A 14,378-nucleotide genomic window follows, 5' to 3' on the forward strand; every position below is an offset into this window, starting at 1 on the left:
TTAGATGATTTCCAGGTCGGCGCGCAGAGCGCCCGCCGCTTTCATGGCCTGCAGGATCGACATCAGATCCGCGGGCGTCGCACCCAGTGCGTTGAGCGCCTTCACCACTTCGGCGAGGTTGGCGCCGGCAGTCACCAGCTTCAGTGCACCGTTGTCCTGCTTCATCTGAATCTGCGACTGCTTGGCCACCACAGTCTGGCCGTTCGAGAATGCACCCGGCTGACTCACCACCGGCTGCGTATTGATCACCACCGACAGATTGCCGTGCGCCACCGCGCAGTTTTGCAGCGTGACCATCTGGTTCATGACGATCGAGCCGGTGCGCGCGTTCAGGATCACCTTCGCGGCGGCTTGCGCCGGCTTGACGTCGAGGTTCTGCAATTGCGCCATGAAGGCGACCTGCTGCTCCGGATCGGACGGTGCGCGCAGTTGAATCGTGCGGCCGTCGAGCGCCATGGCCGTGCCGCTGCCGAACGCGTTGTTCACCGCTGCCACCACGCGCTGCGTGGTGTCGTAATCCATATCGTTCAGGTCGAGCTGCATCGTGCCCGCTTGCGACACCGAAGTCGGCACCGCGCGTTCAACGATCGCGCCGCCGGTGATGCGGCCCGCGGCCAGCGTATTCACCTGCACCTTGCTGCCGTTCGCGCTTGCGCCGGCACCGCCGACCGCGAGGTTGCCCTGACCGAGCGCGTACACCTGACCATCGGCGCCCTTGAGCGGGGTGAGCAGCAGCGTGCCGCCGCGCAGGCTTTTAGCGTTACCGAGCGAGGACACCGTTACGTCGATCGCTTCGCCGGGACGCGCGAACGGCGGCAGCACCGCCGTCACCATCACGGCGGCGACGTTCTTCAGCTGGATGTTCGACAGCGACGACTGCGAGTTGCTCGAACCCGCCGCCTGGTTGTTGATCGAGATGCCGAGGTTCGCCAGCATGTTGGCGAGCGTCTGCGTGGTGAATGGCGTTTGCGTGGTCTGGTCGCCCGTACCGTCGAGGCCGACGACGAGGCCGTAGCCGATCAACGGGTTGTCGCGCACGCCCTGGATCTGCACGAGGTCTTTCAGACGTTCGGCATGGGCGGGCGTGGCCGCCGGCAGCGCCGCGCAGGCCAGTGCGACAACGGCCAATGCACGACCGATGTGGCCAAAGCGGCCGAACCGGGCGATTTGCACGACGTGGCGAAGGTGGGAGATGGCGGTACGCATGATCACCACGGCGACACGTTAAGGAAGAAGCGCTGCAGCCAGCCCATATTCTCGGCTTCGTCGAGATAGCCCTTCGCGGAGTATTCGATTTTCGCGTCGGCCACCTGGGTCGAGTACACGGCGTTGAGGCTCGAAATCGTGTTTGGATTCACGACCCCGGAAAAGCGCACGAATTCGTTGCCCTGATTGATCAGCATCTGCTTTTCGCCGCTCACCATCAGATTGCCGTTCGGCAGCACGCCGGTCACCGTGACGGTGATCGTGCCGTTAAACGTGTTCGATGCATTGGCGCCGCCGGTGCCATTGAAAACATTCGCGCCGGTGGCGCTCAGGTTCGTCTTACCGAACAGTCCACCGAGAAAGCCCGCGGTCGGCACGTTGAAGTTGGTGCTGCCCGAGCGATTCGCATTCGCGCCCGACGACTTCGTCGCGTTGACGTTTTCCTGAATCACGATAGTCAAAATATCGCCGACATTGCGCGGCCGCTGATCTTCGAACAGCGGCCGGCCCGCGTAACCCGGGTTGTAGATCGAGCCCGGCGATTGTGCCTGCGGCGGCATCGGCGGCAGCGCCGTCATCGGTTGCTGCGTGATGGGCTGCTTCGGCACGAGCCCGCAGCCGCCCAGCGTCGCCAGCAGCGTGAGCTGCACGAGCGCCTGAGCGGTGCGCGAATGAACCGGATTACGAGTGAAGTGCGACATCTTGATTACTGCCTTTCGATAAAGCGCCGGGCCGTCCCAAGTCTTCTCGTCCCCCCTCGGGGGGGCCTGACGCGAAGCGACAGGTTCGGGGGCGCTTTTAATTCCCAGTCCCCAAGCCTTAAACCTGCATCTGGCTGAGGGTCTGCAGCATCTGGTCCGAGGTTGTCACGGCCTTGCTGTTGATTTCGTAAGCGCGCTGCGTCTGGATCATGTTCACCAGTTCCTGCACCACGTTCACGTTCGATGCTTCCACGTAGCCCTGATTGAGCGTACCGGCGCCATTCAGGCCCGGTTGCGCGACGTTCGGCGCACCCGACGAAGAGGTTTCCGAGAACAGGTTTTCACCCTTCGCATCCAGACCGGCCGGATTGATGAAGGTGGCGATCTGCATCGAGCCGAGTTGCTGGCTGTTGGCCTGGCCGGCGACAGTGATTGACACCACACCGTCGCTGCCGATGGTCAGCGAGGTCGCGTTATTCGGAATCGTGATCGCCGGAATCACCTGATAGCCGCTCGACGTAACAAGCTGGCCCTGGGCGTTGGTCTGAAACGAACCGTCACGCGTATAGGCGGTCGTGCCGTCGGGCATCTGCACCTGGAAAAAGCCCTGACCGTTGATCGCGACGTCTTTCGAGTTGCCGGTCTGCTGCAGGTTGCCCTGCGTGTACAGACGTTCGGTCGCAACCTGTTGCACACCGGTGCCAAGCTGGATGCCGGACGGCAATTCGGTGTTTTGCGTCGAGTTCGCGCCCGGCTGACGGACGGTCTGATACAGCAGATCCTCGAACACCGCGCGCGAGCCCTTGAAGCCGTTGGTGCTGACGTTCGCGAGGTTGTTCGAAATCACGTCCATCTGCGCCTGTTGCGCATTCATGCCGGTAGCAGCGATGTAGAGTGAGCGATTCACGATTCTTCTCCTGGGTGCCTAAGCATCCCGTTAGCTAAAACTGAGCAGCTGGTTGGCAGACTGGTCGTTCTTGTCGGCGTTTTCCAGCAGCTTGGTCTGCATCTGGAACTGGCGCGCGTTGGTGATCATCGCGACCATCGCGCTGACCGGATTCACGTTGCTGCCTTCGAGCGAAGCCGGCGCCAGCGTGACGGTGGGATCAGCGTCGGCGTCGTTGCCGTCGGCGGTCCGAAAGAGGCCATCGTCGCCGCGCGTCATGGTTTGCGGATCCGGATTCACCAGCTTCAGCTGATCAACGGTCACCACTGCGGTCGGCGGATCGCCTGGCGTCAGCGCAGACACCGTGCCGTCCTTGCCGATTGTGATTTCCGCACCCGGCGGCACCGATACCGGGCCGCCGTTGCCGAGCACCACCTGATTGGTGGCGTTCACCAGTTGACCGTTCTCGTCGACGTGCAGATTGCCGGCTCGCGTATAAGCCTCGTTGCCGTCGGCGGTTTGCACCGACAGCCAGCCCGGACCCTGAATCGCCACGTCGAGCGGATTGCCCGTCTGCTGGATCGGCCCCGGCGTATAGTCGGCGCCCGGCGTCGACGACAGCACGAAGGTTCGCGTGGTGTTGTCGTCGATCGAGCTGCCGTCGCCGAACGCCATCGGCACGGCGCGGAACGTCGCCAGCTGCGCGCGAAAGCCAGTGGTCGACGCATTCGCCAGATTGTTGGCAACGATAGCCTGCTGTTCGAGCGCTTGCGTGCTGCCCGACATCGCGGTGTAGATCAGCCGATCCATGATGGGAAGTCCCGGTCGCTTACAGGTTGATCAGGGTCTGGTCGACGGTCTGCTGCGTCTTGATCGTCTGCGCGTTCGCCTGATAGTTGCGTTGCGCGGTGATCAGATTCACCAGTTCGCTCGTCAGATCGACGTTCGAGTTTTCCACCGCGCCGCCTTGCAGCACGCCGTGGTTGGTCGCGCCCGGTACCGCAATCTGCGCGACGCCCGATTGGGCGGTCTGCTGGAACTCGTTGTTGCCGAGGTTCACGAGACCGTTCTGGTTCGAGAAGTTCGCGAGCACGATCTGGCCGAGCGCCGCGGTTTGCTGGTTCGAGTAGTTGCCGGTCAGCGTACCGTCGGCGCCGATCGTAAAGCTCGTCAGCGTGCCGGCTGCGTAGCCGTCGGGCTGCAGCGAATTCACGCCGTCCTTGCCGCCGTACTGCGTCGTGCCGGCGATGTTCAGCGTCAGGCTCTGCGGCGTCGACGAGCCATCCGTGGTCGGAATGCCGAAGTTGAACACGAACGGGGTGGTGGTCGCGGTGCCGTCCGCGTTGGTCGTGCCGAGCAGCGTGCCCGACGAATTGAAGTTCGCCTGACCGACGAGGCTCGCCGTGCCGGTCGACGTACCCGCGTACACATTCCACGTACCGGCCGACGTCTTGGCAAAGTACATGTTGACCGTCTGCGAGCCGCCTAGCGAATCGTAGACCGTCGTGCTGGTCGAGTAGTTGTACGTCGACGAGGTGTTCTGGTTGAACGCGACCGGGGTCGGCGCGATTGCGACGCTGTCGCCGTTGGCCGGCGTGCCACTGAACGAGATGGTCTGGCCGTTGCCGAGCTGGATCGCCGTGCCGGCCGTGTACGTAGCAGCCGCGCTTGTCGTGCCGAGCGTGGTGTCGGTGACCGTGTAGGTCGTCGGGCTCGTGAAGTTGACGGTGTAGCTGTCGTTGTTCGTGCCCGAAGCGGTGTTCGTGATCGTCGCGCCGGCGGTGGTGAGCGTGCTGCCCGTGGCGAGGGTCGGCGTCACGGTCGGCGTGCCGAGCATCAGTGGGTCCTGCGCGTTCAGGTTCAGGCCGGCGACGATCTTGGTGGTCGCTTGCGGCGCGATGTTTGCGGTCGGCACGCTGAGCGGCACGGTCTGCGCGGTGTTGATGACACCCGCGCCATTCGCGGCGTAGCCCATCAGTTGCAGGCCTTGCGCGTTGGTGATGTTGCCGTTCTTGTCGAGCTGGAACACGCCGTTGCGCGAGTAGACCAGCGAGCCGTTGTTCGACATCTGGAAGAAGCCGTTGCCGTTGATCGCGACGTCGAGCGCCTGATTGGTGCTGGTGATCGTGCCTTGCGAAAACTGCTGCTGCACTTCGGAGAGCTTCGTGCCGATGCCGACCTGATTGCCCACCGCGGTCGCCACCGAATTGGCGTACATGTCGGCGAATTGTGCCGCGCCGCTCTTGAAGCCAACGGTATTCGCGTTGGCGATGTTGTTGCCGATCACGTCGAGGTCGCTCGACGACGCTGACAAACCACTCAAACCTTGTTGGTAACCCATGACGGTCTCCGTATCTGGAAAGTCGTAACTGACTGAATCTGAATCAGAGGATGGCGGCGACGCTGGTCAACCCCACCGTCGAACCGTTCGACAGCACGAGGCCCGGCGTACCGTTGCTCTGCATGACGACGCTTTGCACCGTCGCGCCCGCGAGCGTGGTCGCTGTAGCCTGCTGACCGTTGATCGTGCCGACCGCGCTGATCGTGTAGGTGCCGTCGGGCAGCGTGTTGCCGGCCGTGTCGGTCGGCGTCCAGCCCACCGGAATCGTGCCGGCCGACTGCTTGCCGAGGTCGATCGTGTTGACGATCGTGCCCGCCGAGTTCTTCACGACCACCTGCAGATCGCCCACCGAGTTGGCAAGCTGCACGCCGAACGAACTGGCCTTGCCGCTCGCGACCGTCACCGAGCTGCCCGGCGCGAGCACGGTCGAGCCGATCAGCAGCGCGGCTTGCGACTGCTGGCCCGCCGACATCTGCGTGGCGAGCGAGCTCAACGTCGTGTTCAGCTGGCTGATGCCCGACACCGTGTTGATCTGCGCCAGCTGCGACGTCATCTGCGAGCTGTCCATCGGGTTGGTCGGATCCTGGTTCTTCAACTGCGCGACGAGCAGTTGCAGAAAGGTGTTCTGCAGATCGGTCGCCGACGTGCCCGAGGTGCTGCCGGTCGAGCTGGTGGAACTGCTCGCGCTCGAGGCACTGCTCGTGCCGTTCATCGTATCGAGCAGCGTTTGCGACACGTTCGTGCCGCTGCTGCCGATGGTGGTGTTGGTGGTCAAGGAGCTCTCCTCAGGTTCCGATCGTGAGCGTTTTCAGCATCAGTGTCTTAGCGGTATTCAGGGTCTCGACGTTGGCCTGGTACGAGCGCGAGGCCGAGATCATGTTGACCATTTCCTGCACCGGGTCGACGTTGGGCAGCGTGACGTAGCCGTCCGAATTGGCCGCCGGGTTGCCGGGGTCGTAGGCGGTCTTCATCGGCGTCGGGTCGTCGACCACGCCCGTGACCTGCACGCCGCCGATCTGCTGGCCTGAGCCCGAGCGCGCACCGCCGATCGGGCTGACCGCGAACACGACCTGCTTGGCCTTGTACGGCTGGCCGTCCGGCCCGGTCGTGCTGTCCGCGTTGGCGAGATTCGACGCCGTCACGTTGAGCCGCTGCGACTGCGCTGACATCGCGGAGCCTGCAACACCAAAAATATTCATCAGGGATGGCATGTTTCCTGACCTCCGACCGGTTCGACCCGGCTTCAAGTTAATTCCCGTAGCGATTGTTTCTGCGTACTGCTGTGCCTTTTTGCGGCGCCGGTTATTTACGAGCCCGACGTGATCGCCGCGAGCATCGTTTTGATCTGGCTCGACAGCACCGTCATGCCCGATTCAAAGTGCAACGTGTTGTCCGCGAACTGCACCCGCTCGGTATCGATATCGACCGTGTTGCCGTCGAGCGCGGGTTGCGTCGGAATGCGGTATTGCAGATTGCCGTAGTCGTCAGGGGTGCCACCGGTCGGCGTCAGCGTCGCGTTGCCGGACATGTGGCCCGGCGCGGTCGACACCATCGACATGCCGCTCGTCACCCCGGCGGGTTGCGTCATGGCGAGCGTCGAATTGTTCGAGGCGCCCGTGCCCGACCCGCCGCCAGTCTTTTTCAGCGCGCCGGCCAGCGACGAAGCGAAGTCGACATCGCGTGCCTTGTACCCGGGGGTATCGGCGTTGGCGATATTCGACGACAGCAGTTCCTGCCGGTAAGCGCGCACATCGAGCGCCTGGCGGCCAAAGGCGAATTCGGCATCGAGTTTGTCCAGCATAGAAATCTCCGGAGAACGTTCCCGAGGTTTTCCCGTGCTTGCCTCGCATAAGACCTGCGTCGGCCGGGAAGACCTTTTTGCATGAAGTGCATCTTATGGGCCGAACGCAAGTAGCAATCGGACGAATAACCGGGAAAGGGGGCTTCTATTCAACGTTTGCCCAATGGGGGCGCTCACTAGAATGCAAGGCGTACCGATGCATTCGATGGAGAAACCCGATGGACCAGCCCACCTTCGACCTGACGCACCGCGCAAACCGCGCGGCGGCGCATCGCGTGGGTGTGGGCGTGGTCCGGCGCGCCTCGCGCGGGTCATGCCGTCTTCTGACTCGCCTCGTTGTGAACCTGGCGGTATGGGTTGCCGGCGGCATCGTGCTGCTGCCGGCCACTACGCAGGCTCAACAGGCTCAAGACGCCAGTGGCCCCATCGTGATTCCGGGCCCGGGCGAAAAGAATCCGGCGTCCCTCGCTGATCTCGCCGCGCAGATGCAGGCAACGCCCGCGAAACGCGCGGGGTCCGCTGCGACACTTGCCGCCGCCACCGCGCAGTCGCTGACGCCAGGGCCGGGGGCACGTGACGCCGATCAATTCACGCGTGCCGCCAATGCAAGCGGTTCGATCGTCATTCCGGGCGCGGACGAGCCGCCTGCCGCGCCGCAGATGATCCGCACCAGTTTCAGGCCCGACGCGAACGGGGTCGTGACGATTCCCGCGCCGGGGAACGCCAATGTGGCTGCTGCCGACCCCGCGGCCGGGGTTATTACACGCGTCAATGTCGTGCCAGGCTCGCGTCAGGTCGTGCCGGTCGTGGTGACGCCAGCGTTGAACACCGGGCGGCAAGGTGCCGGCGTGCAACCGGTGGCCGCCAATCCGCCCAGCAACGGTGTCGAAAGCGCAATCGGCACTACACCCACGGCCGGTGGCTTCGACAATCTTGCGTCGCGTGGCGAGCCGCCTCAGTTCGGCGCGAACGGCAAACCCGTCGTGACCACCGCAGTCGCACCAAAGCCTGCGCCGACACCCGCGCCGATGCCGACGCCGCCCGCCACGATCGCCCGCACGCCGTCGATCCGCCAGGTGGCGCCAGCAGTCGCGCAACAGAATCTGCGCCCCGCAGCGGTGGCGCAACCCGCCCCGCCGGCTGGCCAGCAAGACGCCGAAGCGATCCGCAGTGCCGCCCTCGCCTTCCTGCAACAGCAAGCGGCGGGCTTGCCCGGCAAGGTCGAAATCACCGTTGCGCCGGCGTTTCCGCGCGGCCTCGCGGTCTGCACGACGCTTGAACCCTTCATGCCCAGCGGCGCGCGCCTGTGGGGCCGCATGACCGTCGGCGTGCGCTGCGCCGGCGAACGGCCGTGGACGATCTATCTGCAAGCGCGCATTTCACTGCGCGCCACCTACTATCTGGCCGCCCGCGCGATGGCGCCGGGCGAAGTGCTCACGGCCGCCGACCTCGTCGCGCGCGACGGCGACCTGACCGGTTTGCCGCAGGCAATCGTCACGGATCCGTCGCAGGCCGTCGGCTCGGTGTCGCTCGTGCGCGTCGCCGGCGGCATGCCGCTGCGCCGCGACATGCTGAAAAGCGCGTCGGCGGTGTCGATTGGACAAACGGTGCGGGTCGTCGCGGCAGGCGCAGGTTTCGCGATTTCGGCCGAAGGCAGCGCGATGAACAATGCGTCGCCGGGGCAGCAGGTGCGGGTCAAGACCGCTAACGGCCAGATCATCTCCGGCATCGTCAAGGATGGTTCGACGGTGGAGATTCAACTGTGACACAGCGCGACAACCAGTCTGGCAGCCGGCGCCCCGGTGCGGAATCAGCCGCAACGGCTGGAGCGGCCCGTGCTGTGGATTTCGAGCCCGTCGTGGGGCCGGATCGTGTTGAAAGACAAGGCAAAACCTGGAGCGATTGCGCTAAAGTTTTGATCACCAGCTGCCGTTATCAGGATCAAATCGTTCAGGAAGCCAATCGTGAAAGTCGATTCCACAACCAATTCGAATCTGCCGACGTTGAAAGACGCCTTGTCCCGCTCGCAGCAAAGCGACGCGGCGACTGCGAACAGCAACGCGCAGAATGCGGGCACGAGCTCGCCGACCACCACCACCGGTTCGGGCGACGCCAGCGTCAGCCTGTCGGGTCTGTCGCAGCATCTGCGCAGTCTCGCGGCGTCCGGTTCGGCCGATATCGACACGGCGCACGTCGAGTCGATCAAAGCGGCCATCAAGAACGGCTCGCTGCAGATGGATTCGAGCAAGATCGCCGACGGTGTGCTGAATACCGCGCGCGAACTGTTGCAAAGCAAAACCTCGTCGACCGGCAACTAATCGACGCATCGAAGTACGGTGAATTGCCGGGCGGCATTCGACAAACCCGGCTCGCGAATCATGCGCGAGCCGTCGTGTTCAGCGAGTTGTTGAGATGAAAGACGCCCTGCTTGCCACCCTCATCGAAGAATATTCGGCCGTCGAGGCGTTCGCCTCGATTCTGGCGCTCGAGACCAAGGCACTGACCGCCTTGTCGCCGCTGGAACTGCTGCCGCCGATCGTCGAGAAGAAAACCGAACTGATCGGTGTGCTCGCCACGCTGGAGACCACCCGCGATACGCTGCTCGCCGAAATGGGCTTGCCGCCCGGCTGGCCCGGCATGGAACTCGCGGCCAGCGCGGATACGCGGGTCGCCGAGCAATGGGCGCTGCTGCAAAAAGCAGCCGACCGGGCGCGGCACTTCAATACGAGCAACGGTGAACTGATCCGCGTGCGAATGGACTACAACCAGCGCGCGCTGACGGCGTTGCAGGTGGCCGTGCCGCAGAAGACCGGTTTCTACGGACCGGATGGGCGGATTCCGGCACATCCGGCAGCTTGAAGACTCGGCTCGCGTAGTGCGTTTCACGCGCTGACGCATTGAATAGATTGTTTTGAACAGAAAGGGCTCGTCGTCGACGAGCCCTTTTGTTTTTCCCCTTCCGCACAGGGCGCTTAAGCCCTCCTCCAACGCGCGCTGGCCATCCGGCCAGGTAGCGCGGAATCCTCCATCACGTTGAAATCACGGGTTCCCCCACTGCGGTTCTCCGCCGTCATGAGCAGCGTTTCGACGCTGCGTCAGACGAGCCAGGCGGAGCGTTACCCACTAGCGAGGTTGTGTAATCGTGTGTATGATTCGAGGAGTGCAATATGAACAGTGCCGAAGTCGTCAAAGTGATTCAAGCAGATGGCTGGCAGCTGATCCGAATATCGGGCAGTCACCATCATTTCCGGCACGCGGTAAAAACCGGTCTCGTGACCATCCCGCATCCGAAAAAAGATCTTCCGCCCGGCACACTGAACAGCATCTTGAAACAGGCAGGCCTGAAATGAAGAACCTGATTTTCCCGATCGCGATCGAGTCTGGTGACACGCACCATGCGTTCGGCGTGATCGTTCCCGATATTCCGGGTTGTCATTCGGCGGGGGATTCGCTGGAGGAAGCCTACGCGAACGCGAAAGATGCGATTGAGGCGCATCTGGACACGCTGCTCGACGAAGGATTGCCGATTCCCGACCGGCTGACGCTGGCTGAACATCGGCGCAATCCGGACTACGCGGGTTTTACTTGGGGTTTTGTCACCACGCGGAATATTCCGGCGCTGAAAAAAGCGGTGCGTATCAATATCTCGCTGCCCGAGGCGCTGGTTCACGATATCGACGCTTATGCCCAGGCGCGCGGCATGTCGCGCTCGGCGTTTCTCGCGCTGGCCGCGGAGCATGAGATGGCGGACGCGTAAGAGAAGGCGGACGTTTTGCGCACCGCCGGTCAAACATCAATCCGTCAAACTCACGTCGCCTCGGCGTTCGCCCAGGCCATTTCGCGCAGGCGCGTGCGCAGGCGCGCCACGGCCTGGCTGTGCAACTGGCACACCCGCGATTCACTGACTTCCATCACGGCGCCGATTTCGCGCAGGTTCATGCCGCGTTCGTAGTACAGCGACATCAGCAGCCTCTCGCGCTCCGGCAGGCGGTCGATCGCCTCGATCAGCGCCGAGCGCAAGCTGTCGTCCAGCAGCGCCGACAGCGGATCGGAATGATCGACGCAGTAACGGTCGAGAAACGGTTCGTCGTCCGCGGAACGGTCGAAGTCTTCGTAATAGATCAGCTGGCTGCCGTGCAGGTCCTGGAGCATCGACTGATACTCGTCGAGCGGCATTTGCAGATGCTCGGCGATCTCCGTTTCGCTCGCTGAGCGGCCCAGATTCTGTTCAACCTTGTGCACGGCAGATTCGACTTCGCGCGAAGTGCGCCGCAAGCTGCGTGGCAACCAGTCGTTGCTGCGCAACTCGTCAAGCATGGCGCCGCGAATCCGCTGGCTGGCATAGGTCTCGAACTGCGCGCCCTGGTCTTCCTTGTAGCGGCTCGCCGCGTCCAGCAGTCCGATCATGCCGGCCTGAATCAGGTCGTCAAGATCGACACTCGCCGGCATCTTGGCTACGAGCTGCAAGCCGAGGCGACGCACCAGCGGTGCGTACTTCGTCAGAACTTCGGCTTGGGAAATCTTTCCCTGAGCGTTGTACATCGTGCTCCCCTTGTCCTTGTGCCGCCACTCAGGCGTGCTGCGCGGACGGTTGGTCGGCGTGTTGCGCCGCTGTAACTGTCGCAGGCGCCATCCAGGGCGTTTGCGACGACATCGCTGGCCGCATCGGCCAGTACTGCAATTCGGCGGCAAGGTGCCGGAAGTCGCGCGCAGCAGGTGTCGATGGGAAAGCATCGACGACACACCGCGACAACTCCAGGGCTCGCGCCATCCGCGCATCGGCGGCAATACAACCGGCGTCTTCCAGCGCCACCGTCAGGTAGCGTCCGGCCACGCCGGCCAGGTTGACAAAGGCGGTATGCGCGTCGTCCACGCTCTGTACATGGTTCACCAGCACGCGAAACTGCCCGGTGGCGTGTGCGTAGTGCAAGCGCTTCATGCACGCGTACGCGTCGGTGATCGCTTGCGCGGCCACCCGCGTGACGATCATCACGTCGTGCGCCTGCATCGCGAGGGGCGAAAGGTGGCCGTGCTGGTCGAGTTGCGCATCGATCAGCACGATGTCGGCGGAACCGCGCAACACCACGCCGAACTGCGCGACCGCGTGGCCTTCGCGGTTATTGCGCGAGGCAGTCAGCACGGAGAAACCGAGCGGGTGCCGCGTGGCGGCCTCGTCGAGCGTCATCTGGCCGCGCATCACCGCCGCAAAATTGCCCGCGCTGCGCATGCCGCCAAGCATCGCGCTCACCGATTTCTCGCCGGGACACTCGTCGATCACCAGCACGTCTTTGCCCTGCTGCGCGAGCGCCGCGGCGAGGTTCACCACCGTCGTCGTGCAGCCAACGCCGGCCGAGCCGCCCGTCACCGCAAGCACGCGCGAACCGCTTCTCGCCAGCAGCCGTCGCAGTCCTTCTGCCTGATCGGACATGAACTTATCCAAAGCGGACCTCGTGCAGTTCGGCCGTCGAACGCGCGGACAGCGCGGACAGCAACGCCGGAATGTCGTCGTCGTGCGGCACGAACGGGGAGTTGTCGCGCGGAATGCAGAACGCACTCTTGATCAGGAATTTCTTCGTCGCGACGTACAGGTTCTCCGGCACTTTCTGACCGGTCGACACGTAGTGCACCGGCAGCTTGTAACGGATCACCGTATCGAGCACGCCGCCCAGATTGGTGGCTTCGTCGAGCTTGGTCAGGATGCAGCCGGCGAGCGGCTGTTGGTCAGGCGCACGCTGATAGGCCTGCACGACTTCGTTCAAGGTGTCGCCGTGGCTCGTCGCGTTGAGCAGCAAGAGACGCTGCACCGGCTGACCGGCGCGGCACAGCATCGCGATCTGGTCGGAGACCAGACGGTCACGCTGGCTCATGCCGATCGTGTCGATCAGCACGATGTGTTTATTACGCAGCTCGGAGAGCGCGAGTTGCAGATCGGCGCCGTCTTTCACAGCATGAACCGACACGCCGAGAATCTTGCCGAAGATGCGCAGTTGTTCGTGACCGCCGATCCGGTAACTGTCGGTGGTGAGGAGCGCCACCTTGCTGGCGCCGAAACGCATCACGCAGCGCGCGGCGAGCTTAGCGGTGGTCGTGGTCTTGCCGACGCCCGTTGGGCCCATCAGTGCGAACACGCCGCCGCGCTCCATCAGTGCGTCCTCGTCTTCCATCACCGGCAGGTTCGATTCGAGCACTGAACGCACCCACTCCATGCCGCCGTCCAAGTTTTCGACGTCGTCGGGCAGGTTGTCGACCATCATCTGCACGAGCTGCGCGGAGAAACCGGCGGCGAACAGGTGCTTGGTAAGCGCGGCGCGCGCCGGGGTGCGACGCTGGCGATCGCCCCACATCAGGCCGGCGAAGTGTTCTTCCATCATCCCGCGCATCGACGACAGCTCGCTCATCACGGTGTCGTTGACGACCTGCTCCATGCGCGCCTTGATCGCTTCGGCGATTGAATTGGGCACGCGGGCGTCGTCGCCGGCGGGCAGCGATTGCGCAACTTTCTGCGCGGCACGGCGCGCGGCGATTTGGGCAGCTTCACGGGCCCACTCGGGCTTATCGGCGGCTTGCTGCATGACCGGTTGGCCCGCGGCCTGTTGCGAGGCGCGCGAGGCCGGTTGGGTGGCGCGTTGCGCTGCGGCGGGGCCGACTGCGGCGCCAAGGCCTTTGGCCATCGCGGCAGCCGGCGTCATCGCAGCGGCGCGCGCGCTGTACACGCCTTGCTGCGGCTGTTCGGCTGCGATGCGCCGGGCGTGATCGATCAACCAGGGATTCGATTCAGCCATCGTGCGCGGCACATCAGCCGCCGGTGCTGCCGGCACGCCGGCGGCTCTGAGCATGTCGGCGCGGATGTCTTCGGCGAGGCGCGTCGCCGCAGCGCGGGCGCTGGGTTGCTCGATGCTGATCGGTTGCGACAGCGGCGCTGCAGCGGGTGCCACCGCTGCTTTGGGAGCGTTCGGCAGCGCGCCTTTCGGCGCGGCGGGAATGGCGGGCTTCGCGGCGGCAAGCGGCGCATCGCTTGCGACGAAATTCGCAGCCGGGTTTGAAGCAGCGCCAGCGGCGGTCGACGTCATGTTCTCGGCGCCCGCTTCCGGGCTTGCACCGAACACCGACGAGAACACATCGGGCATGCCGCTCGCATACGGGTTCGCTTGCATCACCGGATTGGCGCGCTGTGCGGCGGGCGCGGGCTGTTGTCCTGCCATCGCATTCATCGGCGCGGCCAGCGGTGCGCCTGCGCTGCCGCGCGGCGCCTTCGGCGTGATGGCGGCGAGGTCGCTATTGGCCATTGCGACGATCTCGACGCGGCCGTCGTCCATCGTGCGGTTGGACAAAACGACGGCATCCGGGCCCAAGGCTTCGCGCACGAGACGCAGAGCATCGCGACTGGTAGCGCCGACAAATTTACGAATGTTCAAGCTGGACCCCCGATGAGGTAGACGGACT

Annotated in this window: 16 protein-coding genes; 5 read left to right on the forward strand and 11 right to left on the reverse strand. The window is 64.1% G+C overall.

Annotated features, from left to right (window positions below):
- From PQR40_RS14410 to flgB, 8 genes are all read right to left on the reverse strand, one after another.
- Window positions 1-1,206, reverse strand: a complete 1,206-nt coding sequence (locus PQR40_RS14410) for a flagellar basal body P-ring protein FlgI (protein WP_408226235.1) — start codon at window positions 1,204-1,206, stop codon at window positions 1-3.
- Window positions 1,207-1,208: 2 nt separating this feature from the next.
- Entirely contained in the window at window positions 1,209-1,907 is a 699-nt protein-coding gene (gene flgH / locus PQR40_RS14415; protein WP_408226232.1) for a flagellar basal body L-ring protein FlgH, read from the reverse strand.
- A gap of 118 nt (window positions 1,908-2,025) precedes the next feature.
- On the reverse strand, window positions 2,026-2,814 hold the full coding sequence (flgG, locus tag PQR40_RS14420) for a flagellar basal-body rod protein FlgG (protein ID WP_408226230.1): 789 nt from the start codon (window positions 2,812-2,814) through the stop codon (window positions 2,026-2,028).
- A 30-nt stretch (window positions 2,815-2,844) separates the two neighbouring features.
- Window positions 2,845-3,603 carry a flagellar basal-body rod protein FlgF gene (gene flgF / locus PQR40_RS14425; RefSeq protein ID WP_408226227.1) on the reverse strand — a complete coding sequence of 253 codons (759 nt, stop codon included), beginning with the start codon at window positions 3,601-3,603 and terminating at the stop codon, window positions 2,845-2,847.
- Window positions 3,604-3,622: 19 nt separating this feature from the next.
- Entirely contained in the window at window positions 3,623-5,134 is a 1,512-nt protein-coding gene (locus PQR40_RS14430; RefSeq protein ID WP_408509247.1) for a flagellar hook-basal body complex protein, read from the reverse strand.
- Between the two features lie 43 nt (window positions 5,135-5,177).
- A complete protein-coding gene (locus tag PQR40_RS14435; RefSeq protein ID WP_408226221.1) occupies window positions 5,178-5,909 on the reverse strand; it encodes a flagellar hook assembly protein FlgD in 732 nt (243 codons plus the stop codon).
- A 10-nt stretch (window positions 5,910-5,919) separates the two neighbouring features.
- Window positions 5,920-6,345: a flagellar basal body rod protein FlgC gene (flgC, locus tag PQR40_RS14440; RefSeq protein WP_408218876.1), complete on the reverse strand. Its 426-nt coding sequence runs from the start codon at window positions 6,343-6,345 to the stop codon at window positions 5,920-5,922.
- A 95-nt stretch (window positions 6,346-6,440) separates the two neighbouring features.
- Window positions 6,441-6,935, reverse strand: a complete 495-nt coding sequence (flgB, locus tag PQR40_RS14445; RefSeq protein ID WP_408226218.1) for a flagellar basal body rod protein FlgB — start codon at window positions 6,933-6,935, stop codon at window positions 6,441-6,443.
- Window positions 6,936-7,153: 218 nt separating this feature from the next.
- On the opposite strand from flgB, the gene flgA reads away from it, so the two are divergent.
- From flgA to PQR40_RS14470, 5 genes are all read left to right on the forward strand, one after another.
- Window positions 7,154-8,701 (forward strand): flagellar basal body P-ring formation chaperone FlgA, encoded by a 1,548-nt coding sequence (gene flgA, locus PQR40_RS14450; protein ID WP_408509248.1) that lies wholly within the window; start codon window positions 7,154-7,156, stop codon window positions 8,699-8,701.
- A gap of 198 nt (window positions 8,702-8,899) precedes the next feature.
- Window positions 8,900-9,253, forward strand: a complete 354-nt coding sequence (flgM, locus tag PQR40_RS14455) for a flagellar biosynthesis anti-sigma factor FlgM (RefSeq protein ID WP_408226212.1) — start codon at window positions 8,900-8,902, stop codon at window positions 9,251-9,253.
- A gap of 94 nt (window positions 9,254-9,347) precedes the next feature.
- Window positions 9,348-9,794 carry a flagellar protein FlgN gene (locus PQR40_RS14460; protein ID WP_408334678.1) on the forward strand — a complete coding sequence of 149 codons (447 nt, stop codon included), beginning with the start codon at window positions 9,348-9,350 and terminating at the stop codon, window positions 9,792-9,794.
- Window positions 9,795-10,102: 308 nt separating this feature from the next.
- Window positions 10,103-10,285, forward strand: coding sequence for a type II toxin-antitoxin system HicA family toxin (locus PQR40_RS14465; protein WP_408226207.1), 183 nt, complete (start codon window positions 10,103-10,105; stop codon window positions 10,283-10,285).
- A complete protein-coding gene (locus PQR40_RS14470; protein ID WP_408226204.1) occupies window positions 10,282-10,692 on the forward strand; it encodes a type II toxin-antitoxin system HicB family antitoxin in 411 nt (136 codons plus the stop codon). Before PQR40_RS14465 ends, PQR40_RS14470 begins: the two co-directional genes overlap by 4 nt.
- Before the next feature lie 50 nt (window positions 10,693-10,742).
- On the opposite strand, the gene PQR40_RS14475 is transcribed toward PQR40_RS14470, so the two are convergent.
- From PQR40_RS14475 to flhF, 3 genes are read right to left on the reverse strand one after another with little or no spacing between them, the layout of a single operon-like run.
- Window positions 10,743-11,477 carry an RNA polymerase sigma factor FliA gene (locus tag PQR40_RS14475; RefSeq protein ID WP_408226201.1) on the reverse strand — a complete coding sequence of 245 codons (735 nt, stop codon included), beginning with the start codon at window positions 11,475-11,477 and terminating at the stop codon, window positions 10,743-10,745.
- 28 nt (window positions 11,478-11,505) lie between these two features.
- A complete protein-coding gene (locus tag PQR40_RS14480; RefSeq protein WP_408226198.1) occupies window positions 11,506-12,375 on the reverse strand; it encodes a nucleotide-binding protein in 870 nt (289 codons plus the stop codon).
- Window positions 12,368-14,350, reverse strand: a complete 1,983-nt coding sequence (flhF, locus tag PQR40_RS14485) for a flagellar biosynthesis GTPase FlhF (RefSeq protein ID WP_408226195.1) — start codon at window positions 14,348-14,350, stop codon at window positions 12,368-12,370. Before flhF ends, PQR40_RS14480 begins: the two co-directional genes overlap by 8 nt.
- Window positions 14,351-14,378 lie beyond the last annotated feature (28 nt).

The sequence above is a fragment of the Paraburkholderia sediminicola genome, from assembly GCF_046026855.1.
Taxonomy (GTDB): Bacteria; Pseudomonadota; Gammaproteobacteria; order Burkholderiales; family Burkholderiaceae; genus Paraburkholderia; species Paraburkholderia sediminicola_A.

Coding starts and splice junctions, on each gene's coding strand:
- PQR40_RS14410 (WP_408226235.1), bottom strand. CDS start 1,206: ATGCGTACCGCCATCTCCCACCTTCGCCACGTCGTGCAAATCGCCCGG.
- PQR40_RS14470 (WP_408226204.1), top strand. CDS start 10,282: ATGAAGAACCTGATTTTCCCGATCGCGATCGAGTCTGGTGACACGCAC.
- flgH (WP_408226232.1), bottom strand. CDS start 1,907: ATGTCGCACTTCACTCGTAATCCGGTTCATTCGCGCACCGCTCAGGCG.
- PQR40_RS14465 (WP_408226207.1), top strand. CDS start 10,103: ATGAACAGTGCCGAAGTCGTCAAAGTGATTCAAGCAGATGGCTGGCAG.
- flgF (WP_408226227.1), bottom strand. CDS start 3,603: ATGGATCGGCTGATCTACACCGCGATGTCGGGCAGCACGCAAGCGCTC.
- PQR40_RS14430 (WP_408509247.1), bottom strand. CDS start 5,134: ATGGGTTACCAACAAGGTTTGAGTGGTTTGTCAGCGTCGTCGAGCGAC.
- flgA (WP_408509248.1), top strand. CDS start 7,154: ATGGACCAGCCCACCTTCGACCTGACGCACCGCGCAAACCGCGCGGCG.
- PQR40_RS14475 (WP_408226201.1), bottom strand. CDS start 11,477: ATGTACAACGCTCAGGGAAAGATTTCCCAAGCCGAAGTTCTGACGAAG.
- flgC (WP_408218876.1), bottom strand. CDS start 6,345: ATGCCATCCCTGATGAATATTTTTGGTGTTGCAGGCTCCGCGATGTCA.
- PQR40_RS14460 (WP_408334678.1), top strand. CDS start 9,348: ATGAAAGACGCCCTGCTTGCCACCCTCATCGAAGAATATTCGGCCGTC.
- flgB (WP_408226218.1), bottom strand. CDS start 6,935: ATGCTGGACAAACTCGATGCCGAATTCGCCTTTGGCCGCCAGGCGCTC.